We start from the raw sequence: 22,911 nt of genomic DNA, 5'->3' as shown, positions 1-22,911 counted from the left end.
CAAAGGAGGTGCACCATGACAGTATCATATCGTATTGCTTTAGCGGGCTGCGGGGGAATGGCGAATGCCTGGGTGGAATATGCACTCGGGCGGGAGGACGCGGAAATTGTTGCACTGGTTGATCTGTATCCCTCGGCTGCACAAGCGATGGCTGCGCGGTACAATCTAACTTGTCCGACATTTACGGATCTGAAGCAAGCCATTGCCGAGACCGGTGCAAACCTTGTATTTGACGTGACGATTCCGGAAAGCCATTTCACAATTGCCCGCACGGCACTGGAAATGGGTTGTCAGGTCTTCGGAGAGAAGCCACTGGCTGGCACAATGGCCGAGTGTAATGAGATTGTGGCCTTAACGGAGCGGACGGGGAAGACGCATGCTGTGATGCAGAACCGTCGCTTTGATCATCGGATTCGTTCACTACGGAGCTTGATGGAACAGGGAACTATCGGCAGAACCGGTTATATCGGCGCAAGCTTCTTCCTGGCTCCCCATTTCGGTGGCTTTCGTGATGCGATGGAGAGCCCATTGCTGCTGGACATGGCGGTACATACCTTTGATCAGGCCCGGTACATCAGCGGAGCCAATCCGGTGACGGTATACTGTCAGGAATTTAATCCTCCGGGATCATGGTATGCTGGGAATGCCGCGGCCATATGTATTTTTGAAATGTCCGACGGTTCTGTGTTTAGTTACCAAGGTTCCTGGTGTGCGGAAGGCGCGCCGACGTCATGGGAAGCTTCCTGGCGAATTACCGGAGAGAAGGGGACTGCGCTTTGGGATGGCAATGGTATGCCTTATGCCGAGGTGGTGTCATCCGGCGACCAGACCGGCAAATTCCTCTATGATTATGAAACCGTTCAAGGCCCGGAAGTGGAAATGAAGAATACATTCCATCCAGGTTGTCTGGATGAAATGTTCTTGTCACTGGAAGAGCAGCGTCCGGCAGAGACAGACTGCAGGGATAATCGTTACAGTATGGCCATGGTGTTCGGAGCACTGGAGAGTGCTCGAACCGGGCAAAAGGTTCAAATTGCAGATTTGATGAACATTTAAAGGAATAAAAAAGCGCCAGCAAAGCGGTTACAACCGTATTTGCTGGCTTTTTTGTATATATTGATAAAAAAGTTCTCCTGAGTAGCAATTTTATATTGACCTAAAAACCGTCCAGACGGTACACTAAATATAAAGAGGTGATGTTATTGACAGCTCATAATGTCAATTCCAAACGGGAAGCGATTCTGAATGCAGCCTCAACAATTGTACAGCGGGACGGAATGGGTCAGCTGACGCTGGATGCGGTTGCGAAGGAAGCGGGAGTCAGCAAGGGCGGGCTGTTGTATCATTTTGCAAGTAAAGACGCCCTGATCACCGGCATGGTGGATAAGAGCAATGAAGAATACGGACAGAATGTTCAGCTGAAGGCAGAGGCAGATCCTACTGTACAAGGGTCGTGGAGTCGTGCATATGTGGGAACCGCCTTTGAGGAGGTGGAGCAGGGCCTCGACAGGAGTTCAGCGTTGTTCGCTGCTGCTTTTGCAAATCCCAAGCTGCTGGACGGAATGAGGGAACAGTTCAAGAACTGGCAGAATAACATTATCCATGATGGTATCGATCCCGTACAAGCTACCATCATTAGGCTGGCCGCCGATGGGCTATGGTTTACGGAGCTGTTCGGAATGGCTCAACTGGACGAGAAGCTGCGGGATCAAGTGTTTGAACAATTAATTTCATGGTCTGGAGGAAATAAAGAATAATGGGTTACTTGTATCTAGCTGTATCTATCTTATTTGAGTTGTTCGGGACGTCGATGCTTAAGGCATCACAAGGATTCAGCAAGCCGCTGCCAGTTATCGGGGTTGTTGTTGGTTTTGTGGTGGCCTTTTTCTTCTTATCGCTTACATTGAAAACAATTCCACTGAATGCCGCTTATGCTATCTGGTCAGGAGTCGGGTCGGTGGCTACCGTCATCATTTCGGTACTGATCTGGAAGGAAAAAATATCGACCGGCAGTCTTGTCGGCATCGCTCTGATCGTAATTGGCGTAGTCGTCCTGAATCTATTTGGTCCGGGTCATGGGGATACATCGAGTTCTGCACAAACCGAAGTAGTCTCTGCTAAATAAAGAATGTGGGTGTCCTAATAGCCAATGGCTGATTGGGACACCCGCATTTGTTTTAAAGGCCCAGAGATTGAATGAGGGCAAGCATACCGAAAGATAACATAACCATTCCAGACAGCTTGTTAAACAAGTTCTGCTTCGAGCCACCTGCCTTCTTTTTGCTCCGGAACAAAGTAGTGCTGCCTACCAAACAGATCCACCATATAACGGAACCGAGAAAAACACCGCCGATCAAAAATGGCATGTTGGAGTTGTTATGCGACAACTGAACACCGGAAGCGCTGAAAACGCCGAGAAAGAAAACAATCGTCATAGGATTGGATAACGTCAATAGCAGCGTTACTATGTATGCATTTAGTAAGTTTTTTGGAGAATAGGATTCGGTGCTGCTTCTCATCCGGGGAGTAAATAGTAAAGATTTCATGCCAAGATAACAAATAAACAGTCCGCCTAGGGCTTGTAGTAACGTTTTGTAGTCAACCAGAAAAGTAGTGAGAGTGGATAAGCCTAACCCGGCGATACAACCGTAGATTGCGTCCGCTGTGGCTGCTCCCAAACCACAGGATAGTCCGTTTTTGAAACCTGAGGTCAGGGTCTCTTTGATACATAATATGCTGATAGGACCTACAGGAGCTGCGATAGAAACTCCTAATAGGATTCCTTTTGCGAGCCATTCCCAAGTCATAGGGATGCACTCCTTTTTCTCTATTCTTCTTTCAGCGTAGATAATATAAAAATCGTATTGGAACGCACAACGTCATGATTCGCCTTTAGCGTATGCGTTATAAAGCTCTCCATTTCGGATAAATCCGGTAATCCAACTTTTAGGAGATAGTCATACTCACCCGAAATATGGTGACATTCTAGTACTAACGGTGACTGAGTAATGTTCTTGCGGAATGTCTCAGTTTTGGCTGAGCCATTCAGTTGTACAAAAATAAAAACCACGAAGTTGTGCCCTATAGCTTTACGGTTCAATTTGACTGTGAATTGATCAATCACTCCGTTTTTCTCCAGTTTTCGTATTCTTTCCGTGACGGCAGGCACGGATAAGTGTATGGCTTTACTAATTTCGGAACTTGTGATGCGACCGTTGGCCTTGAGCATTTCCAAAATCTGAAGATCGATGTCGTCCATTGCTTTCACTCCTTTAGGCTAATTATACAAAAAACGAAATAAATGAAAATGTATGTACTAAAAATGAAAATTTATTTAAGTGTTTATCTAATTGGGTTTAAAATAATTAAATTGAGCTTGGCTGAAAGTGGATTGAACTTTAAAACTTTAACCGCAAAAATAGTGAGATCATAAGGGAGTTCTGCACAATCGGAATAGTTCTCCCCTAAATAAAGAATGCCCTGATCCTCTAAAGGAACAGGGCATTTCTTATTTAGAAGCCTTTATATTGAGGCTCTTCTTTTTCCAATTCTTGAACCCGGCTCTCTACTTGCTGTACGATTTGCTGTGTTTGTGCTGCAGCGTTGGTAAACAGTGTTTTGGCATCCTGATTTTGTGTTGAAAGAGCGAATTGTTCCAAGCTAGCCTGAGCGCCTTTTAGAGAAGAGAGACATGTTTTTACCTGCGAAGCTACCGTCATTTGTAAGTTCCTCCTTCGGGTGATTGATACTGATTAACGTTGAATATGATTCACTCCGGTTTGCGTCATTATTCAGGGGAAAAAATCCCTGTTTTCTTCCGGTTCAATTAACAAATAATGAATGTGTTAAGCAACATGGACACTTAAATCAAAGGAGGAGTTACAGTTGCCGTTATGGTTGGAGGTTATTGTGCGGACGCTATGCGCCGTCGTGGTTCTTTTCTTTTTAACCAGATTGCTCGGGAAGAGACAGGTGTCTCAGCTCTCGTTATTCGAATACATTACAGGCATTACCATCGGGAGCTTGGCGGCCTATATATCCATGGATACAGAGAAGAATTGGTTTCTTGGCCTCATTGCCCTTGCGGTCTGGGTTGCCGTCTCGCTTGGCACTGAATGGTTGCAGATCAAGAGTAAGAAAGCAAGAGATTTCATGGACTTCAAATCTGCGGTCCTTGTTAAGGATGGTAAAATTCTCGAAGAAAATCTGAAGAAGGAGCGTTTGTCTTCGGATGAATTGCTGGCTGAACTGCGTAAGAAGGATGTCTTCAGGCTCGCTGATGTTGAGTTTGCGATGATGGAATCCTCCGGTACAATTAACGTCCTGCTGAAAAAGGAGAACCAGCCGTTAACTGCCAAGGATCTTGGGATTATCGTTCCTCAACAGAAAGAGCCGCTGGCTGTCATTATGGACGGGAAGGTGCTGGATGAGCCGCTGGATAATCTGGGTCAGACCCGGGGCTGGCTGCAAGGCAAGCTCGAACTACTGGGATTGAATACCGAAGATGTGTTTCTGGGACAGGTGGATTCCTACGGTGATCTGACAGTGGATCTCTATGCGGACAAAATCAAAGTGCCGGAGTTACAGGAGAAGCCGCAGCTCTACGCCACCCTCAAAAAAGCCGAAGCAGACATGGAATTGTTCAGCCTTTCTACACAGAACAAGGAAGCTAAACAAATGTACGAGGACGCTTCTAAGCAGCTGCTGGAGATGGTGCAGACCTTAAAGCCTTATCTTCAGGGCTAGAGACGCGTCGCTCGTTAATTTTCGATATCTATTTGCGCTATTGAAACACCTCACGATCCCAACAGCGGATCTCGTCAATCGTAAAGGACTGGCCATTCTCCGCGGAGTTTGTCAGCCTGAGTGAGAGGCGATCGCTGGCAAGTTCCATAGTAAACAGCTCCTCTATATGAAAAATACCGGGAGGCAGTATTGCGTCATAGATCGCTCCCGCCACAGCGGCGGCAGTCCGGGCCGTGGTTCGGGCCTCATTGCTCCCTTGAAGTCCATATTCCGCTGTAAAGGGGAGACCGTTCTTCGTGCCATAAGCATCTACCTTAATAGCAAATTGATCACTTCCATAGCGGAGCTTGCCAAAAGACCATACTGCCGCTTTACGCATCCGCTCGCTGCGGAGCATTTTTTTTAGCCCGAATTTCTGCAGTAAAGCTACAGAACCGGTAGCGATTCGGGAATCAAAGCACAGACGTGTGGAGATGGAAGGGATACCAAGTGTCCGAGGCAGGGTCTGCTGATCTGAAAAAGGAAATCGGTAGGCAGTGCGACGCCCCAGTCCCTTCCCAAGATCACTTGTCTTGCCGCTTGTAAAGCTGGTCGCTGCCACAAGGCTTCCGTTCTCCACAATATCGAAGTCTACCCTTAGATTGTCTACGGTCCATTCAATGGCTGCCTTTCCATGACTATCACCAAGTCCGAGCATAATGGTGATGTCCGCGCGGTTCGTATGATCCATGGCTTCACTGGCTTGGCGAACCAGCATGTTGGTCAAGCCGGGGGCTAGTCCGACACTCAATACAGCCGTTCCAGGGAGTGTTCTGGAGGGGGATGCCAGTGCTTCAAGGCGGGTAAGAAAAGCACCGTTAGCTGAAACATCCACATAATACACTCCGTTTTGCGAACAAGCTTCTGCGAAAGCAGTATCTTTCTGATCCATGCACATCACTACAAGTTTCGCCCGTTTTAGCAGCTTTGGGTCTGCTTTTTTTGTGAGGTCCAGGCGCAGCGGTTTCACCTTGCCGCCTTTGGTCTTGCTGAACTGCTCAGCACGTTCCAGGCTGCGGCCTGCGGCATAGACATGCCCAGGATAGCGTTCGCTTAGCAGGGTGCAGATTTGTGAGCCGACATGGCCGTAACCGCCGATGACGATAATATCCTTGTTCATTGTGTGTTGCCTCTCCTGACTTGATGATATAATGTGCTGCTATATAATTAGTAATTATCATCGTGAAGTCAGAATGAGACCATCCCACATTTGTGGGATTCAGAAGGAGAAGGGCATGTCACTGAGTCTGGAAGCGTTCAAGAAAGAGCTGGAGCGACTGGAGCGAAGAACGTCATCATCGTATGAATACAGAGAGGCGATGATCAGCCGCTTGAAGGACTGGATTCCGTTCGAGGCTGCTTGCTGTACAACAGTTGATCCCTACACTCTGTTGTCTACGGGAGCCATTGCGGGGGAAGGAATTGACTCCATCCATGCCCGGCTGTTTGAATACGAATATTTGCATGAAGATTTCAACAAATACGACGCTTTGGTCCACCGGCCGGTCCCTGTGGCAACACTTAGTGGTGCCACAGAAGGAGAACTGGGGCGAAGCGGAAGATATCTTGCTGTGCTGGAGCCCGCGGGACTTGGGGATGAAATCCGTGTAGCCTTGCTGAGCGGAGGGGCCTGCTGGGGATACTTGACATTGTTCAGGGCAGCGGAAGACTCATTCTTCCAGGCAGAGGAGGAAGTCTTTCTGGCGGCTATCGCGCCATGGATCGCCCGATCCTTGCGGGGGTACACATTAAGCACGCCACCAGAGGATATCCAGGGGCTGCAGGAGGAAGTCGGCCTCCTGGTGTTGTCCCATGCGTTGAACCCGCTTGCTTCCAATGGGCAAGCCAGGAAATGGCTGGCCATGCTTGGGGAGTGGGAACAGCTTGAACCCGATATCCTGCCAAGTCCGGTGCGGGCAGTATGTTCGCGCGCGCTTGCGGAACTGACCGCTGCTGAGGAGCATCAGCCCTCAAAGGCCAAGATTTGTCTGCGATTGCCATCAGGCCATTATTTGGCCATTGCTGCCAGCAAGCTGGACGAGTCTTCTGGTCAGGTTCAGCTGGCTGTTACCTTTGAGCCAGCCCGAACCGCCGACATCTTGCCGCTCATTGCCGAGTCATATGGATTGTCATCACGGGAGAAAGAAATCGTGGAGCAAATCTCCAAGGGGCTATCGACCAAGGAACTAGCCCACAATCTACATATCTCTACGTACACCGTTCAGGATCATCTCAAGTCGATTTTTATCAAGACGGGTGTCACGAGTCGCAGAGAACTAATCTGGCGTTTGTTTTCTCGCTATAGTAGTGATAAGAAAGTGTGAGATCCTGATCCGGAAAAATCGGCTTTTCCCGGATTGGCTTTGTGTATAGGTTGATACTATTTGACTGCTAATTTCGCCAAGGCGAAGAACTCCCGCTGTACGGAATCTTGCTACATTTTTATTTCTCTACTGCGGGAGCTATACTAGTAACGTAAGCGTTCGTCATAACTTCTGGTTGAGAGGATGATGTTCAATGGATTATGCAAAGCTAGGTTCCACAGGACTTGAAGTTTCACGTATTTGCCTGGGCTGCATGAGCTATGGGATACCCGAGCGGGGGAGCCATGCCTGGACACTGGGAGAAGAAGAGAGCCGGCCGTTCATCCGCCGCGCGCTTGAGCTGGGTATTAACTTCTTTGATACGGCCAATGTATACTCCGATGGGACAAGCGAAGAGATTGTTGGGCGGGCACTGAAGGATTTTGCGGCCCGTGATGATGTGGTCATCGCAACGAAGGTCCATGGCCGGATGAGGCCGGGTCCCAACGGCGGCGGACTTTCGCGCAAAGTCATTATGAGTGAAATCGACCACAGCCTCAAGCGGCTGGGTACGGATTATGTTGACCTATACCAGATTCACCGCTGGGACAGTGAGACGCCGATTGAAGAGACCATGGAGGCACTCCATGATGTGGTCAAAGCTGGTAAAGCCCGCTATATCGGAGCTTCCTCCATGTATGCCTGGCAGTTTCTTAAAGCGCTGCATGTAGCGGAAAGCCATGGCTGGACGCGTTTTGTCTCCATGCAGAACTATCTCAACTTGTTGTACCGTGAAGAAGAACGGGAGATGCTGCCGCTCTGCCAAGCAGAGGGCATTGGTGTCATCCCGTGGAGTCCGCTGGCCCGCGGCCGGCTGACACGGGACTTCGAAGAGTCGAGTGCGCGTTCCCTGACCGATGAATTCGGGAAGCAATTATACGCCAAGACCGACGAAGCTGATCACCGTGTGACTACACAGGTGAAGGAGATTGCCGAAGAGCGCGGCATTCCGCGCGCGCAGGTGGCCCTGGCTTGGGTGCTGCAGAAGAAGCCGGTTACTGCGCCGATCATCGGCGCGACCAAGATGCAGCACCTGGAGGATGCGGTAGCAGCCGTCGACATCCGGCTGACCCCGGATGAAGTGCAGCGGCTGGAATCAGCCTATGTGCCGCACGAAGTCAGCGGTGGACTCGGCCGTACTTTTTAGCAGAGCTTATAGCGACAGCTACAGATTACACATATTCATAAAGTCAGTTCCGGGACAAGCGGGGCTGGCTTTTTTTGCATTCTGGCTTAATCAGCCGCCGTACCTCGTATCGCATAACTTATTGTTAAATTGGCAAACTAAAGCAGATTTCCATCAACTTATGACCGGAGGCGAAGACCGTGGATGCACAGATGCTCGAGACTATCAAGAAGCAGTTAGCTGGGAGCAGCGACATCGTCTATCAGGTCTTTCAGGTGCATGGGCATGCCTGTACGCTAATCTATATTCCTTCTATTGTAGACCCCCGGAGTCTTCAGGTAGGCATTAGCGAAATATTGAAAAAGGAGAGTAACTCCGGACTGGATTGGCCGAAATTTCTCGAACGGCTGGAACGAGGCTCGGCGTTCTCCATCCCCAGCCTGAAATGCTTTGATATTACTGCAGCAGCAGATCTGGTCGTCATGGGGAATGTGGTGCTGGGAATGGAGGGCTTTCCGTTCCTTTACTATTTCGATATCACCAAATATCAGAAGCGCGCAGTCAGCGAATCACAGAATGAGCTGGTGGTTATCGGCCCGCAGGAAGCTTTCATTGAGGATATAGAGACGAATTTATCGCTGCTGCGCCATAAAATCAAGCATCCTGACTTGAAAATGAAGCATTATAGCATCGGTAAATATACGAAGACCGACGTGTACGTACTGTACATAGAGGGACTCTATAAACCAGAAGTGCTGGAGGAGATTGACCGTAAGCTCCAGGACTTGTCCATCGATGGCATCCTCGGCATCAGCTATCTGGCGGAGCATATTACATATGATGTGCTAACGCCATTTCCGTTGTTCCAGTATACGGAACGCCCGGATTCCGTGGCAGCCTCCCTCATGGAGGGCCGCATCGGCCTGCTGCAGGATGGTACACCATCTGCGCTGCTAACCCCGGTAACTCTTTTTTCCTTGCTGCAATCTTCCGAGGATTATTATCAGAGCTATTTCGCGGGCAGCTGGATACGGATTGTAAGATTCGTATTCTCCATTATCGCCTTGCTTCTTCCTTCACTATATGTGGCCATAACTACCTTTCATGCCCAGATCATACCTTCCAATTTACTGCTCACCATTGCAGCAGCACGGGAGAACATTCCTTTCTCTGCGTTGACTGAGGCACTGATCATGGAGCTGACCTTTGAAGCGCTGCGTGAAGCGGGAACGCGTATTCCGAAGCCTGTCGGGCAGACAGTATCAATTATTGGGGCGATCGTCATTGGACAGGCGGCAGTAATGGCGGGCATTGTATCGGCTCCAATGGTCATTGTCGTATCCATAACAGGTATTGCTTCCTACATTATTCCGCATCTGGAGCTTGGATTAACGTTCAGGCTCCTGCGTTTTCCGCTGCTGATTCTCGGGGGGACCATGGGCTTAATCGGTGTGTTCACGGCAGCCTTTGTCCTTTATGGTCACCTGGCCAATCTTCTTTCCTTCGGAACGCCATATATGCAGCCGATTGCGCCCTTTGTCTTTCAGGATTGGAAGGATACGTTGCTGCGGGTACCCTCTACTTATATGAACAGGCGTAGCGATGCCTTTAGCAAGCGGAACCAAAGGAGGCAGCGAAAAAAATGAACCTGCTAAAGCTGGGGATCGCCCTAATGCTGATGCTGAATCTGACGGGCTGCTGGTCCAAGGTGGAACTGGATGAATTAAGCTTCGTCTACGCGGTTTACCTCGATACGGGCAAGAAGCCAGGTACAGTCGAGCTGTCGATCAGTTCCCCCCTGACCAACCGTTTGATGAATGGGCAGCAGTCGGGCGGCGGCGATGGCAGCGGCAGCAATAAGACTTATGCGAAAGTCACCAAAACGGCGGAGACTGTCACTGACGCACTGATGCTGATCCAGAAGGATTTAACGAGAAACATCAGCCTGGCAAAGATCAAAGCGGTGGTGGTTGGTAAAGAATATGCCAGCAGCCGGATGGCCGAACTCTTGGAATGGATGAAAAGAGAACCAAGCTTGCCGCTTGGCACCTACGTTTTCGCCGCTCCGGGAAGGGCGCAGATGATCTCAAAACTTACACCAACCTTCGAGACACTTCCGGGCGAGGTCCTGATGAAGTTTGGGCAAAACAACTACGTACTGGGAACAACCATCAAGCAGTGTCTGATTGCGGAGGCTAGCGGGATGGGCTATGCCATCAATTACTTATCCTTTGGTAATAATCCGAATGATACGGTTCCGGCTATGCCTGAATATTGGGTCGGGATGCAGGGCGCCATGCTTTTCCAAAAGGATAAAATGAGGGGCACAGTCGGCCTGCAGGACGCGAGGTCACTGGCATGGGCACTAGGGCATCCTCAGGATCCGGTGATGACGGTAACCTGGGATGAGGGGAAAAGCCGTGTGAGTGCCGTTTTCTTCACTTCCAAGGGGTCCAGAACTGTACGAATGACGGAGAAAGGGCCTGTGTTCTATGTCACACTCAAAGGGCGGGCTAGTCTCGTCTACAAGAAGGACATGGAAAGCCGGAGTAAGACTGTATTCAGTCGTATTGTAACAGAGGCATTGGAAAAGAAGGCTGTTCAAGATTTGAACGAAGCGATCAAAAAGACGAAGACAGCTGGAGCGGATGTGCTGGAACTAGGCCTGCTCATGGAATGGAACTATCCAAAGGAATGGCGGAAGATACGTGACCGTTGGGAAGATTACTATAAGAATCATGCCGAAATCCGAGTAAAGGCGAACTTCCAGATTGCCGATTATGGCACCGAGGTGTGATTCAATGTGAAGGGAGTACCGCATGCGCACAACAAAATGGCAGCTTACCCGGTTCGCGTTTATTTATCTGAATTCACAAGCGTCCATTTTTCTCGTGCCCACTCTGATTTCAAGTCCTACCTATCAATCCTGGATGGCAGTGATGGGTGGCACGTTGCTTAGCATCGGGATGATGTTCTGTGCGGTTTATGTAGGGCGGCTGAAACCGGGACAGGCTTGGGTGGATTTTGGCAGCAGTATTGTCGGCAAATGGGTTCATAAGGTTGTCATTGTGTTGCTGTTGTGCTGGTGTATATATTATGTGTCTTTGGATCTGGAGAATTTCGTGTTGTTCTTCGGCTCCAATTACTTGCGGGGAACCCCTCCATGGTTTATTCAGCTGCTCATAGGGCTGGTCATTATGTATACGGCGAAGCTTCGGTTCTCAAGTTTGATTTATATGACGGATGGGTTGTTTCTGCTGATTGTTTCGGCATCGCTCTTCACTGTTTTTTTATTTGTGCAGGAAGTGGATCTTAATATGCTGCCCGCGTTGCTGCACTATCATGACCCGATCATAGCCGTTAAGGATTCCTGGATTGTGACTTCCTGGGTCTCGGAATGGATCGTTTTTCTATTCATTGTCCCGGAACTCAAACTCGATAAACATGTCTATAAAAAGCTGACAGTGGCCTCTCTGTTGGTTATGATCTCGATCCTTACAGGGTGGCTGCTCACTCTGCTCAGTCTGGGTGCCTATCTTGGCCCCCAAATTCAGTATCCTTTTCTGGAAATGATCCGAAGTTCTACACACGACAATATTATAGGAAATATAGATCCGCTTCTAATCGGGATATGGTCTTCCTCGCTGTTTATCCACAGTGCATTTCTCATTTATGTCGCTGTCCGGTGCTTGTCAAATCTGACCAACAACAAAGGGAAGAAGTACATGGTGCAGTCGCTGACGCTGATTGCCTTAGTGATTGCCTTCCTCTATTCGCAAAATGTAGCGGTGTACGACCGGGACTATAACTCCGCGGTTGCTATTTGGATTTGGTTCGGAGTGGACTGCCTTCCTGTGTTTTATTTTATCGTTGCCCTTATCCGTTTTCGAAAAAGACCGTTGGAATAGACATTATCCGGACATTTATAATGTATACGCTTTCTGGTATGATTATCCTATAGTAGATACCTTTAATCAGATAGGAAGTGTTATCCATGATAGATATCCTTGAAGGTAAGAGACTTATCGAAGATATTCGCCAGAATCTGGCCAAAGTTATTGTTGGGAAAATAGACGGAGTGGATCTGCTGCTGACCGCATTGCTGGCTAATGGTCACGTGCTGCTGGAGGATGTGCCTGGAACGGGCAAGACCTTGCTTGCCAAGGCTCTGGCAAAGTCACTGGACTGTCATTTCAAACGAATTCAGTTCACACCGGACCTTCTACCCTCTGATTTGAGCGGCATTAATTACTATAATCAGAAGACCGGAGAATTTCAGTTCCGTCCGGGCCCTGTATTCGCTAGCATCTTGCTGGCTGACGAAATAAACCGCGCTACACCGCGGACACAATCCAGTTTGCTGGAATGTATGGAGGAGCGCCAAATCACCATTGACGGGGTTACGCATGGGCTGGAGTCACCGTTTCTTGTAATTGCGACCCAGAATCCTGTGGACAATCAGGGTACGTTTCCGCTGCCGGAGGCGCAGCTCGACCGCTTCCTGATGCGGATCAAGACCGGTTATCCATCCCTGGAAGAAGGGGTACATATTCTCCAAAGGTTCCGGCTCGGCAATCCGCTTGAGAACCTGACAGCGGTAGCATCGGGGGAGGAGATCCGTGCAGTACAGCAGCTGGCAGCAGAGATTAGCGTCAGTGATGATCTTCTGACTTATATCGTCCGCATCACTGAAGCTACCCGCAGGTCTACGGCGGTAAGGCTGGGTGCGAGTCCGCGGGCCAGCGGTGCACTGTTGAGATCTGCCCAAGGGTATGCGCTCATTCAAGGGCGTTCATTCGTGACACCGGATGATATCAAGGCCGTGGCTGTGCCGGTTCTGGCACACCGTCTGCTACTGCATCAGGGCATGAAGGCTCGGGAGGGGCAGGCTGCAGAAGTTGTAGAACAGGTTCTGCGCGAAGTGGAAGTGCCTGCTGAACCGCTTCTGGCTGCCAAAGGCGGAAGGGCGGACTAAGCCATGGCTTTAGTGTGGTTCATCCTCTTCGCTGCAGCGTTGCTGCTAATCATATCCTTCATTTATCAGAAGAATGCCCTTAAGGCGTTAAGCTACGACCGTTATTTCTCCAGAAAGGCCGTCTATGCAGGCGAAGAGCTGGAGATGGTTGAGGAGATTGTGAATGACAAGCTGCTGCCGCTTCCTTGGTTGCGGATGGAATCCAGTATCGCAACAGGGCTGGAATTCGGCAGACAGGATAATCTGGGGATCAGCTCCGGTGACATCTATCAGAATCATGTCAGCTTGTTCTATTTGCGCTCCTACCGTCACATCAAACGTCGCCATACCTTGGTAGGTGAACGGAGGGGCTTCTATACATTGGAATCGGTGACCATGACTACTGGAGACCTGTTCGGCTTTAGTCGGGTCGTTAAGACCTTTCCTCTTCAGCTGGAACTGCTGGTTTATCCCGAACTTATCAGCTTTGATGAGATACCCCTGCCCGTGCACAGCTGGCTGGGGGAATTGGCCATCAAGCGCTGGATTGTAGAAGACCCATTTCTGACTGCAGGCATCCGTGAGTACAGCACGGGAGATTCCATGGGTATGGTCAACTGGAAGGCTACGGCACGTACCGGAGTGATGCAGGTTCACAAGAATGATTATTCAGCTGATTCCCGGCTGATGATTTGTCTCAATGTAGAGGTTAGCGAATCCATGTGGAGGAACATAACGGATGTGGAACGAATAGAACTTGGCATTCGTTATGCAGCAGCTGTTGCCGGCTATGCACTGGATCATGGCATTGAGACTGGGTTCATCTGCAACGGGAGACTAGTAGATGGCGATGCCCGTGAGCCAGTCCTATCCGGCCCGATAGCTCAGCAAGAGGAGATGCTGGAGCTTCTCGCGCGATTGACGCTTGACCGGACACTGCCAATGAACCGTCTGTTGGAGCTGCAGGCCGAAAACGGAATCAGAGATACAGACTATCTGATCATAACCTGTCACCAGGGTGCGGATCTGCTGGAAGCGGCCGGCCAGCTTATGCAGGAAGGCAATGGTGTGGAGTGGCTGACCATTCCGGAACAAGGGAGGGAGAGCGCATGAAGCACCCTTCCCGGAGATTTTTGCAAGATTCGTTGATGTTTTGGACGCATGTGCTGATGGAACTGCTGTTATTTTTGCCTCTTCTGATGCTGTATGCCACATACCTTCTTCGTGAGAATATGACGCCGCTATGGATGATCTTATTTGCACTGTTGTCATTGGCTGGCGTGCTGCTGCGAACTCTTTGCAATATCAGGTGGAAACAGCTAGGAGTGTCCTTACTGCTGGGAGCGGCGGTCGGACTTCTGTTTTCCGGAGTATCATTATCAGGCATTTCTTTGGCCATTGCTTGCCTTGTCTGTACCTATCTCGGCCTGACTACAGAGTCTAGAATTGGCCGGAATACAACGTATTACAGCGGAATCGGTCTCTATTTTTTAGCCGCTATAGTGTTTCCAAAAGTTTCACAGCTTGAACCATGGACGACACTCCTTACCTGGTGTGGAAGTCTGAGTGTCATAATTGTTCTCCTAGCATCGAACAGCGATCATTTGCGCTATACCTCTCTTTCCGGCCAGACTTCATCCTTGCCGACAGGCTTGCGGCTCCATAACCGCATTTCTGTACTCCTCATCGTGGTTGCAGCGGTAGCATTGGCGGCAGGAGCGGGGCGAATGATCGGTGGTCTGCTCTTCGGCGGACTTCGTCAGCTGTTGTCCTGGATCGCCCGATGGTTATCCGGCTCGGAAGAAACTCCGCTGCAGCCGAATGAACCGGCACCTGCTACATCAGAAATGCCACCGGCAGAAGCCAATGACCCTGGTCTTATCGCACAGATCTTCAATGTGCTGTCTTATGTTATCGTAGCAGCTGTAATTGCAATAGTTGCCTTTTATATCTTACGTTGGTTCTATCGAAACACCAGCGGTCTGCTGCACAAAGCCATTGCCGCTGTTCTAGCCTTATTGATGCGTAAGCAGCCGAGCCGTGACAATGAGACTTATCAGGATGAAGAGAGTAGTGTTTTTGCCTGGGAGAAAACGTTGCAGAATTTCAAACAATTCTGGACCACGGCTGTTAGCGGGGGAAGGCGGGATCGCTGGGAGCATATGCAGGGCAACAGGGATCGGGTGAGATGGCTGTACCGCCAGTGGCTGCGTTCCAAGCAGGAGAACGGCTATGAGATCAAGAAGCATCTGACCCCGCAAGAAACAGGAGCCGACGCGGCGTTGTGGAGCGCCGGCAGAAACCGGAAACGCAAGGAAAGCAGTGACACTGCCACCATGTCGGAAGAGAGGTTGCTTGATCTTTATGATCAGGCCAGGTACGGTCAGGAAGAACCTACCGATGCAGATGTGGCACAGATCACGGTGTTTCATAAATCGAAATCCTGAATTTCCTATAGATAGTCCCAAAAAAGCAGCAGCCTGTTTACGGCTGCTGCTTTTTTCTCGAATATTAATTTCCAATTGAAACCCAATTAGAACAAGAAGCGTAAAATCATAAGTGAGACTATTCCAGCAATGACGGTGCCCAGCAGACTGCGTGTTTTGATGGCAATCCAGAAGGTCGGCAGGGCCGCAATCCACTCTGCGCTGTGCGAGAAGCCGGCAAGCTTGTCGTCTTGAATGAATAATTCCTGGGCGATCAGCGCCGCCATCACGGCGATAGGGATATTGTTCAGCCAGCGCATGCCCCACTCGGGAATAGTGATCCGGCTTAGAAGCATCAATGGCAGGACCCTTGGAATAAATGTCACCAGCGCTGCACCGACTATGATCAGGAAGATATCCAGCCTTATTTCCATTTTTCCATCACCATCCCTAATGTTGATGCAACGATTGTAGCAGCGATTACACCAAGGCTTGGCGACCATAGTAAGGATACAAGCACGGCAATCAGACCTGCTGCTAGTCCGACCAGAATATCCTGTACATATTTTTTTCTGCTCATGAGGGTAAGTACCAGCAGTCCGATAAACATAGCAGGCAGGGCAAAGTCAAGACCCCAGCGCTCGGGGTTCGCAATCCATTGTCCAAAGAACGCGCCCAGGAGGTTGGCCAGAAACCAATTCAGATAAGCAGCGATATTCAGTCCATGCATCCATTTCTCACTGAGCCGCCCTTTGGTTGTACCTGTGTTAATGGCTACACCAAAGGTCTCATCGGTTAGTAAAGAACCCACCAGCATATTGCGGAGTGGCTTCAAATGTCGGAAATAGGGGGACAGGGCAGCGCTTAACAGCACATGCCGCAGATTAACGAATAGAATCGTGAACACAATGCTGGACGCTGTACTGCCGGCTGCGATCATCCCAGCCGCAATGAACTGACCTGAGCCTGCATAGAGAATAAGAGACATTAAGGCAATCTCGGGAATGGACAAGCCCGCAGTCTTCTCCACAACTCCGGCCGCAAAGCCTATACTGAGATATCCGAGCAAGGTGGGCAGACAATCCCTGACTCCTTGCATAAAGCTATCTTCGGGTTCTTGACCCGTTCTTGATTCTGGTGAGGCCGTCTCCGGCATCATAGAAATGACCTCCTTGTCTATGCTTCATAGAACAATTTCTAATAGTCTTCGCACAAATATCATCACTATAAAATCTATCCAGTATTCTGTCAATTCATGTTCCCAGAGTTTTACAAGGCGTTCAGACACATGACGGTAAATAACAGAGAAATTACAACTCTATTATAAGGGTTACAACTTGGACACAATTCCCATAGGGTTAGCCTCTATAATAATCTTTGTAAATACGTTTGGAGGGAAATCAATGAGAAAACATAGACGTACATATGTAGCCATGCTGCTCAGCACTTTTATCATAAGTCAACTATCGGCTTACTCAGCGTCTGCAGCTCCGGTCAAAACTACTAATAATGTCAATTCACCGACCAAAGTAGCGGCCCTGGAACCAAGTCCAACAACGAAATTAGGCAGTGTACAGCTGGGAGCTGGGGTCAATGCTACCCTTGAGGATATCAGGCTGTGGCCTCAAGCGGGGGGGAATATCCTCACGTATACCCTGAATTATGCCAACGGGGGCAGTAGCAATGCTGGTCTGATCCACTATTTTTCACGGGTGGTCACTTCTGGAGGTACGGTAATCCCTGGCAATCCGATAACGGCAGATGCACTGAAGAAAAGTATCGATTCCAAGCAAAATCTGCGTGTAACCTATTATGTTAACGTTGGCCAGACCAACTCCCTGAACGGCATCAAGATCGCTATGTATGTCTGGGACGCCAAAGCCAAGGGCTATCTGCGACAAGCAGGATCCATCGGCGTTCCTGCAAGCTATTCCCAGTCGACACTTCATGGGAAAATCCTGAACACCACTATGAGCGACATTCCCGTTGCTGCGTCTTCAGAATCTTTCCAAATCTATAAATATAGCAGCAAAGTCTACGCCAAGATTGGCCTGAATGTAACCAATAAAGGGAACAAAGTACTCAGCGATCCCGGTTATAAGGCTTACTTAGTAACGGCAAGCGGAACCGCCTTTGAGCTGGCATTAGACAGTTCGCAGGCTGGGTACAAAATACAACCGCAAGAGAAGAAAACCATCTATTATTTGACCGAAATTCCATCCTACCTCAAGACCGATAATATGAGACTGCAATTCGTACAGAGGGACGAGACACTGAAGGTGGACCTTCCACAGTCCGCTTACAAGCTTCCGGCTGCTACAACACCTGATTTGACGGTCGCCAAGGGCGTTACTAAAAAAATCATTATTAACAATAACTCTGTCGAGACTCAATTGAGCAATGCAGCAGTCTATGCAGAGAACGAAACCGGGATGTGGACCTTCCAACTCCGTTTCAAGAACACCGGGAACAAGGCCGTCACCTTGCCGAATTATGAGCTGGCCGTGAAGTCTGCCAAAGGAACTTCATTCCCGGTAAACGCAAATGGAGTTAACGGGCTTCTCTTGAAGCCGCTTGAGGAGAAAGTGATCTCGCTTAAGGCCCAGGTTCCGCTGTCAGTTGAACAGAACACGTTACAGCTGCAAATGATTGAATCCGTTGGCTCTACGCCAGATAAGTCCATCTCACCGGACAATACCGGAAGTGGCGGCAGCGATGCGGGAACAGGTTCGGGAACTGGCAGTAATACGGCTAAGCTGACCATTCCTGTGGCATATTTCACCATTCCTTATACGTTAAGACCGGATACACAGAAGGGGCAGGATTATAGAACAACGAATGATTACGGGACTTTCAATTACCGTCTGCTTTCTGTGCAGCGTTTTCCGTGGAAAGACGACGATATCATCGTTGCGAAGCTGAACATTAATAACACTCAGTCTGTAAACCTGTCTCTGCCTGATCTAAAAGGCGCCGTCAAACTGGACAATAACGATCTTACCGGTTCGACTGAGTTGTTCATGGACAAGGAGTTCCAATCGCTCGCACCGGGTAAATCGGCCGACATCTATGTGATGGCCAAAGTTCCGTATACACAGAAGTTCGATAAACTAAGCATTAACCTGTATACAACCGTCAAAGAAGAACCCGTCTCTTTTCTGTCGTTCACTACAGACAGTATGATCAATGCTGTGGCGCAGATTGAGCGTGGAGGAAGCTACGATGTCATTGCTAAAGGCAAGAATGCCAAGGTTCAGGAGAACAAGACCACGATCTATGAAGGCGTTAACTCCAACATTGTGTACTCCGAATTGCTGATTAGCAGCGAAGAGAAGAGACAGAGTAAGATGGCTCGTCTCCAAGGTTATTTTGCGACGCCTAACGGTGAGCTGTTTGAAGCGGTATCCAATCAGCCTGACAATTCTGCAACACCTGGAGGTAAGCAGTTAGTCACGTTCTGGGCAAAGGTTCCAAAATCCGTGAACACTGCTGACATAGCGTTGTATCTGGGGCCAGGCATAACGGGCAACAAGCTCAGTGAACCGGGACAGGAACCAACCGGATTCATCAACATTGCCTCACTGGATCTCAATCCAGTGGAGACTCCGCCGGAGAACAATCTGTTGAAAGTCACGCTGTACCCTTACACCTTGTCCATGCTCAGTTCCGAGGGTCGGAACCTGCAGGGCACAGATACGATCAATATCGTGATGAGCTATAATCTGTTGCGTGATGTCAGCTATGACATGGGGACCTTTAACCACAAGCTGGTTCTCAAAATGACAGATCCTTATGGCCAATCCCAGGAAAAGAATCTGGTTATCGGCACAGATCTTAATGAGGGCAGTAACAATATAATCAATCTCTCCTTCAGTAACCCGGTTTACAAGAAACTGGCCGGAGGAGCTTACCGGATCACGCTCTATGACGAGTTCCAGGGCGAACGGATTGAGCTGGCCAGCCAGGCGTACTCGTTGTTTATTGACAGAGCGCCGACACCAGACAAATAAGACCCTCTATTAAAGTACAGAAGGAGCAGCTTGTATGTTGCGAGTGGAAAAAGTAACCCATTCTTTCAAGAACGGCAATGAAACAACAGCCGTGCTGCATGATATCAACTTCTCGGTTCAGAAGGGCGAGATGGTCGCGCTGCTTGGCAGCTCAGGCTCCGGGAAGTCGACCATGCTCAACCTGATGGCAGGGCTGATGAAGCCTACGGAAGGACATATTTACATTGCCGACCATGATATTGTGAAAATGAGCGAGAACAAACTGTCTGAATTCAGACGAAAGAACATCGGATTCATTTTTCAGGCGTATGAGCTAATTACTAGCCTGACGGTACGTGAGAACGTGGAGCTGCCGCTGGTCTTCCAGTCTGTGGCTCCATCCGTGCGCAAGAAGAAGGCGCTGGAGCTGTTGGAAGCGGTAGGCATTCCAGATAAAGCCAATCTATTCCCTGCACAGTTATCCGGTGGTCAGCAGCAGCGTGTAAGTATCGCGCGGTCCCTGATCACGGAGCCATCCGTTATATTCGCAGATGAACCGACCGGGAACCTGGATTCCAAAACAGAGGAAGAGATCATCACGATTCTGCTTGATTTGAACAAGAAAATGAACACAACCTTTATAGTTGTTACGCATGAGATTGAGGTCGCAGAACAGATGCAGCGCATCTTCACACTGCGGGACGGATTTATGATCACCGGAGAACAGCCTCCTGCCGAAGTGGAGTCCAAAGGAGGAGAGCAGGATGAGAGTTAGAGATATTTCGCGTCTGGCCTGGGATCAGATCAAACGACGTAAGGTAGTTACGGGGTTATGTATGGCGGGGATTTCTATCGGATGTGCTGCCATTATCGTTGCACTCAGTCTCGGAGATTCGGCGCAGGCATACACAGAGAAAGAGATCAACAGCCGATTCAAAATGGATGAGATCACTGTAACCCCCAACAGTGGCGTACCCAACCAAGGGAAGAATGGGAGCCAGGGGGAAGGGGAAAACGAGAAGCTCGATCCCGGTAAGCTGACCCGCCAGAAGCTGGAGATCATCTCTGGACTGAAGCATGTGAATGCGGCAGCCCCTTTCCAGGAAATTGGCTGGCTTCAGATGCTCACTATTGATAACAAAATATCTGATATTCAGGTCATAGGTACCAATCTTAGCCTGCTAACAAAGTACGATAATACCTTCAAGCAGGGAGGACCTTCTGAGCTAGCAGGAATGGCCGTGCTGAATTACGGGGCGACACTGGGTCTGATTGATAATGAGACAAGGCAAAGTCTGTACGAGGCGATGGGGAATGATCCTTATAACAATGATCTCAGACAACAGTACGATAACCTTAGCCGCCTGCCAGCGGATCTATACCAGCAGCAGATTCAGTTCCAGTCAACTGACTTTAGCAACGGCAAGACCATTGTCAGCTCCTCCATTCGAGTAATGGGGATTCTCGCCAAGCCCAAAGGAATGGATGACAATATGGCGATGTATGACAAGAAGATCTACGTGTCTCTGGAAACGGCTGAGCGACTGCGGGATGAACTCAATCTGAACAATGATTCCAATGGACAAGCAGGTGTCTATAACAATGCGATTATCAAGGTTGATAGTATCGATAACATTGTAGCGTTGGAGAAGCTCATTCAGAAGCTTACCCTGAACACCAGCACGAATCTGTACCAGAAGGAAATGCTTGCAGAGCAGTTCAGTATGGTCAAAAAAGTAGCACTCGGCGTCGGAATATTCATTCTGATTATTGCCTCCATCTCCATTATTGTTGCCATGACCATGTCTTCCCATCAACGGCGTCGACAAATTGGAATCATGAAGGTACTGGGAGCTAATATGCGGCAAATACGCAATATGTTTATTACGGAAGCTGCATTGCTTGGTTTTCTGGGCGGACTGCTGGGCGTGGTATTTTCATATTTGATCGTTACCGGCATGAACAAAATAATCGGCTCTGCTGGCGGTATGGGTGGAAGTGAGGGAGGTCTTGTCATCGCCATTCCGCTGATGACGATTCCGATCGGCATCGCATTCGCCATTATGACAGGTGTTTTATCAGGGATTTATCCGGCCATCAGCGCATCGAGAACCAATGCGCTCACGGCTATCAAACGGGATTAGTATTTTTGTGGCAGAAAGGAAGCCGAGGGAATGAAAAGGATTATAAAGTGGGTCATCATCCTAGCGATTGTAGCCGTAGCCGGTTATTTCGCGTATGACAAAATGTTCAAGCCGCAGGAAGCACCGCCGATGGAGGAGCCTGTGCAAAGTATCACCTTCCCGGTTACCCAAGAGACGATTAACAAGACGATTCAGGTTAAAGGGAAATCTCAGTATGAACATGAAACGCTTGTCTATGCGCCGTTTGCTTCTAAAGTAACTTCCTGGAAGGTAGAGAATGGCGGACAGGTTAAGAAAGGCGATATCCTGTATACTCTGGATCAGGAGACGCTGAAGAACGATATTGCGACAACGGAAGCAACCATCCGTAAAGGCAAGCTGGAAGCGGAGCTGAATGCTTTCGTGAGTCAGCAGGATGAGGAGAGCGCCGCGCTGGGCGCCACCGAGGCAGATCGATTGAAGGTGCTGGCTTCCCAGGAAGCGAAGCGGATCGGCGATGAACTGAACGAGGTGACTGCGGAGATTCAGGCCCGGGAGCTTGCCAGCAAGAAGGAAAGGCTGAATACAGCGATTTACCGTGCTCCGGCAGGTGGGATTTTCCTCTTCGACAGTACTAGTGAACGTCCACAGACGGTGTCTGACAACCAGTACATCGGCAAAATTGTCGATCTTAGCAAGGTTGAATTTGTCGCTCTGGTGGGAGAGCAGGATGTGTTCCGGATCAAAACCGGTATGAAGGTAGACGTGAAAATGACTGCACTCAAAGAAGAGAAGCTGTCTGGCGAAGTGACCAAGGTGGCTAAATTTGCCACTACCACCTCGGGACAGACGAATAACACCAGTCAAGTGCCGCAGTTTGAAGTCATTATTAAGCTTGATGCCAATGAGCATCTCATCGGCGGTCTAAGTTTGAATGGCGAGATTGAAGCTATCCGAAAAGAAAAAGCAACAGTAGTCTCGAGCATGGCTGTAATCCATGATGGCGATGCTGCTTATGTCAATCTGGACAAAGGTAATGGAGAAATCGAGCGAAGAGATATCAAGATTGGACTGGAGACAACCGACAAGACAGAGATTCTGTCCGGTCTTAAGCCTGGTGATACGGTTGTTCTCCAGTAGCAGCA

At 49.3% G+C, this 22,911-nt stretch carries 22 protein-coding genes; 16 read left to right on the top strand and 6 right to left on the bottom strand.

The features are described from left to right. Window positions 1–15: 15 nt before the first annotated feature. The 3 genes from ACFVU8_RS06005 (at window position 16) to ACFVU8_RS05995 (ending at window position 2,125) form a co-directional block, all read left to right on the top strand. On the top strand, window positions 16–1,056 hold the full coding sequence (locus ACFVU8_RS06005) for a Gfo/Idh/MocA family protein (protein WP_379466801.1): 1,041 nt from the start codon (window positions 16–18) through the stop codon (window positions 1,054–1,056). A 146-nt stretch (window positions 1,057–1,202) separates the two neighbouring features. After that, entirely contained in the window at window positions 1,203–1,757 is a 555-nt protein-coding gene (locus ACFVU8_RS06000; RefSeq protein ID WP_387426256.1) for a TetR/AcrR family transcriptional regulator, read from the top strand. Beyond that, a complete protein-coding gene (locus tag ACFVU8_RS05995) occupies window positions 1,757–2,125 on the top strand; it encodes a DMT family transporter (protein WP_379466803.1) in 369 nt (122 codons plus the stop codon). Before ACFVU8_RS06000 ends, ACFVU8_RS05995 begins: the two co-directional genes overlap by 1 nt. 52 nt (window positions 2,126–2,177) lie before the next feature. On the opposite strand, the gene ACFVU8_RS05990 is transcribed toward ACFVU8_RS05995, so the two are convergent. The 3 genes from ACFVU8_RS05990 to ACFVU8_RS05980 all read right to left on the bottom strand — a co-directional run bounded on the left by ACFVU8_RS05990 (window position 2,178) and on the right by ACFVU8_RS05980 (window position 3,719). Then, on the bottom strand, window positions 2,178–2,807 hold the full coding sequence (locus ACFVU8_RS05990; protein WP_379466804.1) for a LysE family translocator: 630 nt from the start codon (window positions 2,805–2,807) through the stop codon (window positions 2,178–2,180). Window positions 2,808–2,827: 20 nt separating this feature from the next. Beyond that, window positions 2,828–3,259 carry an Lrp/AsnC family transcriptional regulator gene (locus ACFVU8_RS05985; protein ID WP_387426255.1) on the bottom strand — a complete coding sequence of 144 codons (432 nt, stop codon included), beginning with the start codon at window positions 3,257–3,259 and terminating at the stop codon, window positions 2,828–2,830. A gap of 253 nt (window positions 3,260–3,512) precedes the next feature. Next, window positions 3,513–3,719: a DUF1657 domain-containing protein gene (locus ACFVU8_RS05980; RefSeq protein WP_066368813.1), complete on the bottom strand. Its 207-nt coding sequence runs from the start codon at window positions 3,717–3,719 to the stop codon at window positions 3,513–3,515. Between the two features lie 166 nt (window positions 3,720–3,885). Between ACFVU8_RS05980 and ACFVU8_RS05975 the strand changes: the two genes are divergently transcribed. Further along, complete coding sequence (locus ACFVU8_RS05975) at window positions 3,886–4,746, top strand: DUF421 domain-containing protein (RefSeq protein WP_379466806.1); 861 nt, start codon at window positions 3,886–3,888, stop codon at window positions 4,744–4,746. A 37-nt stretch (window positions 4,747–4,783) separates the two neighbouring features. On the opposite strand, the gene ACFVU8_RS05970 is transcribed toward ACFVU8_RS05975, so the two are convergent. Then, a complete protein-coding gene (locus tag ACFVU8_RS05970) occupies window positions 4,784–5,905 on the bottom strand; it encodes a saccharopine dehydrogenase family protein (RefSeq protein ID WP_387426253.1) in 1,122 nt (373 codons plus the stop codon). Window positions 5,906–6,020: 115 nt separating this feature from the next. On the opposite strand from ACFVU8_RS05970, the gene ACFVU8_RS05965 reads away from it, so the two are divergent. From ACFVU8_RS05965 to ACFVU8_RS05930, 8 genes are all read left to right on the top strand, one after another. Beyond that, window positions 6,021–7,109, top strand: a complete 1,089-nt coding sequence (locus ACFVU8_RS05965; RefSeq protein WP_387426251.1) for a LuxR C-terminal-related transcriptional regulator — start codon at window positions 6,021–6,023, stop codon at window positions 7,107–7,109. A gap of 193 nt (window positions 7,110–7,302) precedes the next feature. Next, a complete protein-coding gene (locus ACFVU8_RS05960; protein ID WP_379466809.1) occupies window positions 7,303–8,295 on the top strand; it encodes an aldo/keto reductase in 993 nt (330 codons plus the stop codon). Window positions 8,296–8,486: 191 nt separating this feature from the next. Beyond that, window positions 8,487–9,920, top strand: coding sequence for a spore germination protein (locus ACFVU8_RS05955; RefSeq protein WP_387427213.1), 1,434 nt, complete (start codon window positions 8,487–8,489; stop codon window positions 9,918–9,920). Further along, window positions 9,917–11,071, top strand: coding sequence for a Ger(x)C family spore germination protein (locus tag ACFVU8_RS05950; protein ID WP_387426249.1), 1,155 nt, complete (start codon window positions 9,917–9,919; stop codon window positions 11,069–11,071). Before ACFVU8_RS05955 ends, ACFVU8_RS05950 begins: the two co-directional genes overlap by 4 nt. A gap of 22 nt (window positions 11,072–11,093) precedes the next feature. Beyond that, window positions 11,094–12,182 carry a GerAB/ArcD/ProY family transporter gene (locus ACFVU8_RS05945; RefSeq protein ID WP_387426248.1) on the top strand — a complete coding sequence of 363 codons (1,089 nt, stop codon included), beginning with the start codon at window positions 11,094–11,096 and terminating at the stop codon, window positions 12,180–12,182. Between the two features lie 86 nt (window positions 12,183–12,268). Next, complete coding sequence (locus tag ACFVU8_RS05940; RefSeq protein WP_387426247.1) at window positions 12,269–13,249, top strand: AAA family ATPase; 981 nt, start codon at window positions 12,269–12,271, stop codon at window positions 13,247–13,249. A gap of 3 nt (window positions 13,250–13,252) precedes the next feature. After that, window positions 13,253–14,341, top strand: a complete 1,089-nt coding sequence (locus ACFVU8_RS05935; RefSeq protein ID WP_387426245.1) for a DUF58 domain-containing protein — start codon at window positions 13,253–13,255, stop codon at window positions 14,339–14,341. After that, the gene (locus tag ACFVU8_RS05930; protein ID WP_387426244.1) at window positions 14,338–15,675 is read left to right on the top strand and encodes a DUF4129 domain-containing protein; all 1,338 of its coding nucleotides are present in this window, start codon (window positions 14,338–14,340) and stop codon (window positions 15,673–15,675) included. Before ACFVU8_RS05935 ends, ACFVU8_RS05930 begins: the two co-directional genes overlap by 4 nt. 86 nt (window positions 15,676–15,761) lie before the next feature. On the opposite strand, the gene ACFVU8_RS05925 is transcribed toward ACFVU8_RS05930, so the two are convergent. Together ACFVU8_RS05925 and ACFVU8_RS05920 are read right to left on the bottom strand one after the other, a co-directional pair. Continuing rightward, window positions 15,762–16,088, bottom strand: coding sequence for an AzlD domain-containing protein (locus ACFVU8_RS05925; protein WP_387426242.1), 327 nt, complete (start codon window positions 16,086–16,088; stop codon window positions 15,762–15,764). Further along, window positions 16,079–16,813: an AzlC family ABC transporter permease gene (locus tag ACFVU8_RS05920; RefSeq protein ID WP_387426241.1), complete on the bottom strand. Its 735-nt coding sequence runs from the start codon at window positions 16,811–16,813 to the stop codon at window positions 16,079–16,081. Before ACFVU8_RS05920 ends, ACFVU8_RS05925 begins: the two co-directional genes overlap by 10 nt. Window positions 16,814–17,057: 244 nt before the next feature. Between ACFVU8_RS05920 and ACFVU8_RS05915 the strand changes: the two genes are divergently transcribed. The 4 genes from ACFVU8_RS05915 to ACFVU8_RS05900 are packed head-to-tail and all read left to right on the top strand — an operon-like array spanning window position 17,058 to window position 22,906. After that, entirely contained in the window at window positions 17,058–19,664 is a 2,607-nt protein-coding gene (locus ACFVU8_RS05915; RefSeq protein ID WP_387426239.1) for a hypothetical protein, read from the top strand. Window positions 19,665–19,698: 34 nt separating this feature from the next. Then, window positions 19,699–20,418 carry an ABC transporter ATP-binding protein gene (locus tag ACFVU8_RS05910; protein WP_066368738.1) on the top strand — a complete coding sequence of 240 codons (720 nt, stop codon included), beginning with the start codon at window positions 19,699–19,701 and terminating at the stop codon, window positions 20,416–20,418. Continuing rightward, on the top strand, window positions 20,408–21,787 hold the full coding sequence (locus ACFVU8_RS05905) for an ABC transporter permease (RefSeq protein ID WP_387426237.1): 1,380 nt from the start codon (window positions 20,408–20,410) through the stop codon (window positions 21,785–21,787). Before ACFVU8_RS05910 ends, ACFVU8_RS05905 begins: the two co-directional genes overlap by 11 nt. A gap of 30 nt (window positions 21,788–21,817) precedes the next feature. Continuing rightward, window positions 21,818–22,906, top strand: coding sequence for an efflux RND transporter periplasmic adaptor subunit (locus tag ACFVU8_RS05900; protein ID WP_387426236.1), 1,089 nt, complete (start codon window positions 21,818–21,820; stop codon window positions 22,904–22,906). The last annotated feature ends 5 nt before the right edge of the window (window positions 22,907–22,911 follow it).

The organism is Paenibacillus sp. NPDC058177, assembly GCF_042883835.1.
Taxonomy (GTDB): Bacteria; Bacillota; Bacilli; order Paenibacillales; family Paenibacillaceae; genus Paenibacillus_AQ; species Paenibacillus_AQ agri.
The sequence above is the reverse complement of the archived record's forward strand: the minus strand, read 5'-3'. Positions and strand labels throughout refer to the sequence as shown.

Coding starts and splice junctions, on each gene's coding strand:
- ACFVU8_RS06005 (WP_379466801.1), top strand. CDS start 16: ATGACAGTATCATATCGTATTGCTTTAGCGGGCTGCGGGGGAATGGCG.
- ACFVU8_RS05995 (WP_379466803.1), top strand. CDS start 1,757: ATGGGTTACTTGTATCTAGCTGTATCTATCTTATTTGAGTTGTTCGGG.
- ACFVU8_RS05990 (WP_379466804.1), bottom strand. CDS start 2,807: ATGACTTGGGAATGGCTCGCAAAAGGAATCCTATTAGGAGTTTCTATC.
- ACFVU8_RS05985 (WP_387426255.1), bottom strand. CDS start 3,259: ATGGACGACATCGATCTTCAGATTTTGGAAATGCTCAAGGCCAACGGT.
- ACFVU8_RS05980 (WP_066368813.1), bottom strand. CDS start 3,719: ATGACGGTAGCTTCGCAGGTAAAAACATGTCTCTCTTCTCTAAAAGGC.
- ACFVU8_RS05970 (WP_387426253.1), bottom strand. CDS start 5,905: ATGAACAAGGATATTATCGTCATCGGCGGTTACGGCCATGTCGGCTCA.
- ACFVU8_RS05965 (WP_387426251.1), top strand. CDS start 6,021: ATGTCACTGAGTCTGGAAGCGTTCAAGAAAGAGCTGGAGCGACTGGAG.
- ACFVU8_RS05960 (WP_379466809.1), top strand. CDS start 7,303: ATGGATTATGCAAAGCTAGGTTCCACAGGACTTGAAGTTTCACGTATT.
- ACFVU8_RS05955 (WP_387427213.1), top strand. CDS start 8,487: ATGCTCGAGACTATCAAGAAGCAGTTAGCTGGGAGCAGCGACATCGTC.
- ACFVU8_RS05950 (WP_387426249.1), top strand. CDS start 9,917: ATGAACCTGCTAAAGCTGGGGATCGCCCTAATGCTGATGCTGAATCTG.
- ACFVU8_RS05945 (WP_387426248.1), top strand. CDS start 11,094: ATGCGCACAACAAAATGGCAGCTTACCCGGTTCGCGTTTATTTATCTG.
- ACFVU8_RS05940 (WP_387426247.1), top strand. CDS start 12,269: ATGATAGATATCCTTGAAGGTAAGAGACTTATCGAAGATATTCGCCAG.
- ACFVU8_RS05935 (WP_387426245.1), top strand. CDS start 13,253: ATGGCTTTAGTGTGGTTCATCCTCTTCGCTGCAGCGTTGCTGCTAATC.
- ACFVU8_RS05930 (WP_387426244.1), top strand. CDS start 14,338: ATGAAGCACCCTTCCCGGAGATTTTTGCAAGATTCGTTGATGTTTTGG.
- ACFVU8_RS05925 (WP_387426242.1), bottom strand. CDS start 16,088: ATGGAAATAAGGCTGGATATCTTCCTGATCATAGTCGGTGCAGCGCTG.
- ACFVU8_RS05920 (WP_387426241.1), bottom strand. CDS start 16,813: ATGATGCCGGAGACGGCCTCACCAGAATCAAGAACGGGTCAAGAACCC.
- ACFVU8_RS05915 (WP_387426239.1), top strand. CDS start 17,058: ATGAGAAAACATAGACGTACATATGTAGCCATGCTGCTCAGCACTTTT.
- ACFVU8_RS05910 (WP_066368738.1), top strand. CDS start 19,699: ATGTTGCGAGTGGAAAAAGTAACCCATTCTTTCAAGAACGGCAATGAA.
- ACFVU8_RS05905 (WP_387426237.1), top strand. CDS start 20,408: ATGAGAGTTAGAGATATTTCGCGTCTGGCCTGGGATCAGATCAAACGA.
- ACFVU8_RS05900 (WP_387426236.1), top strand. CDS start 21,818: ATGAAAAGGATTATAAAGTGGGTCATCATCCTAGCGATTGTAGCCGTA.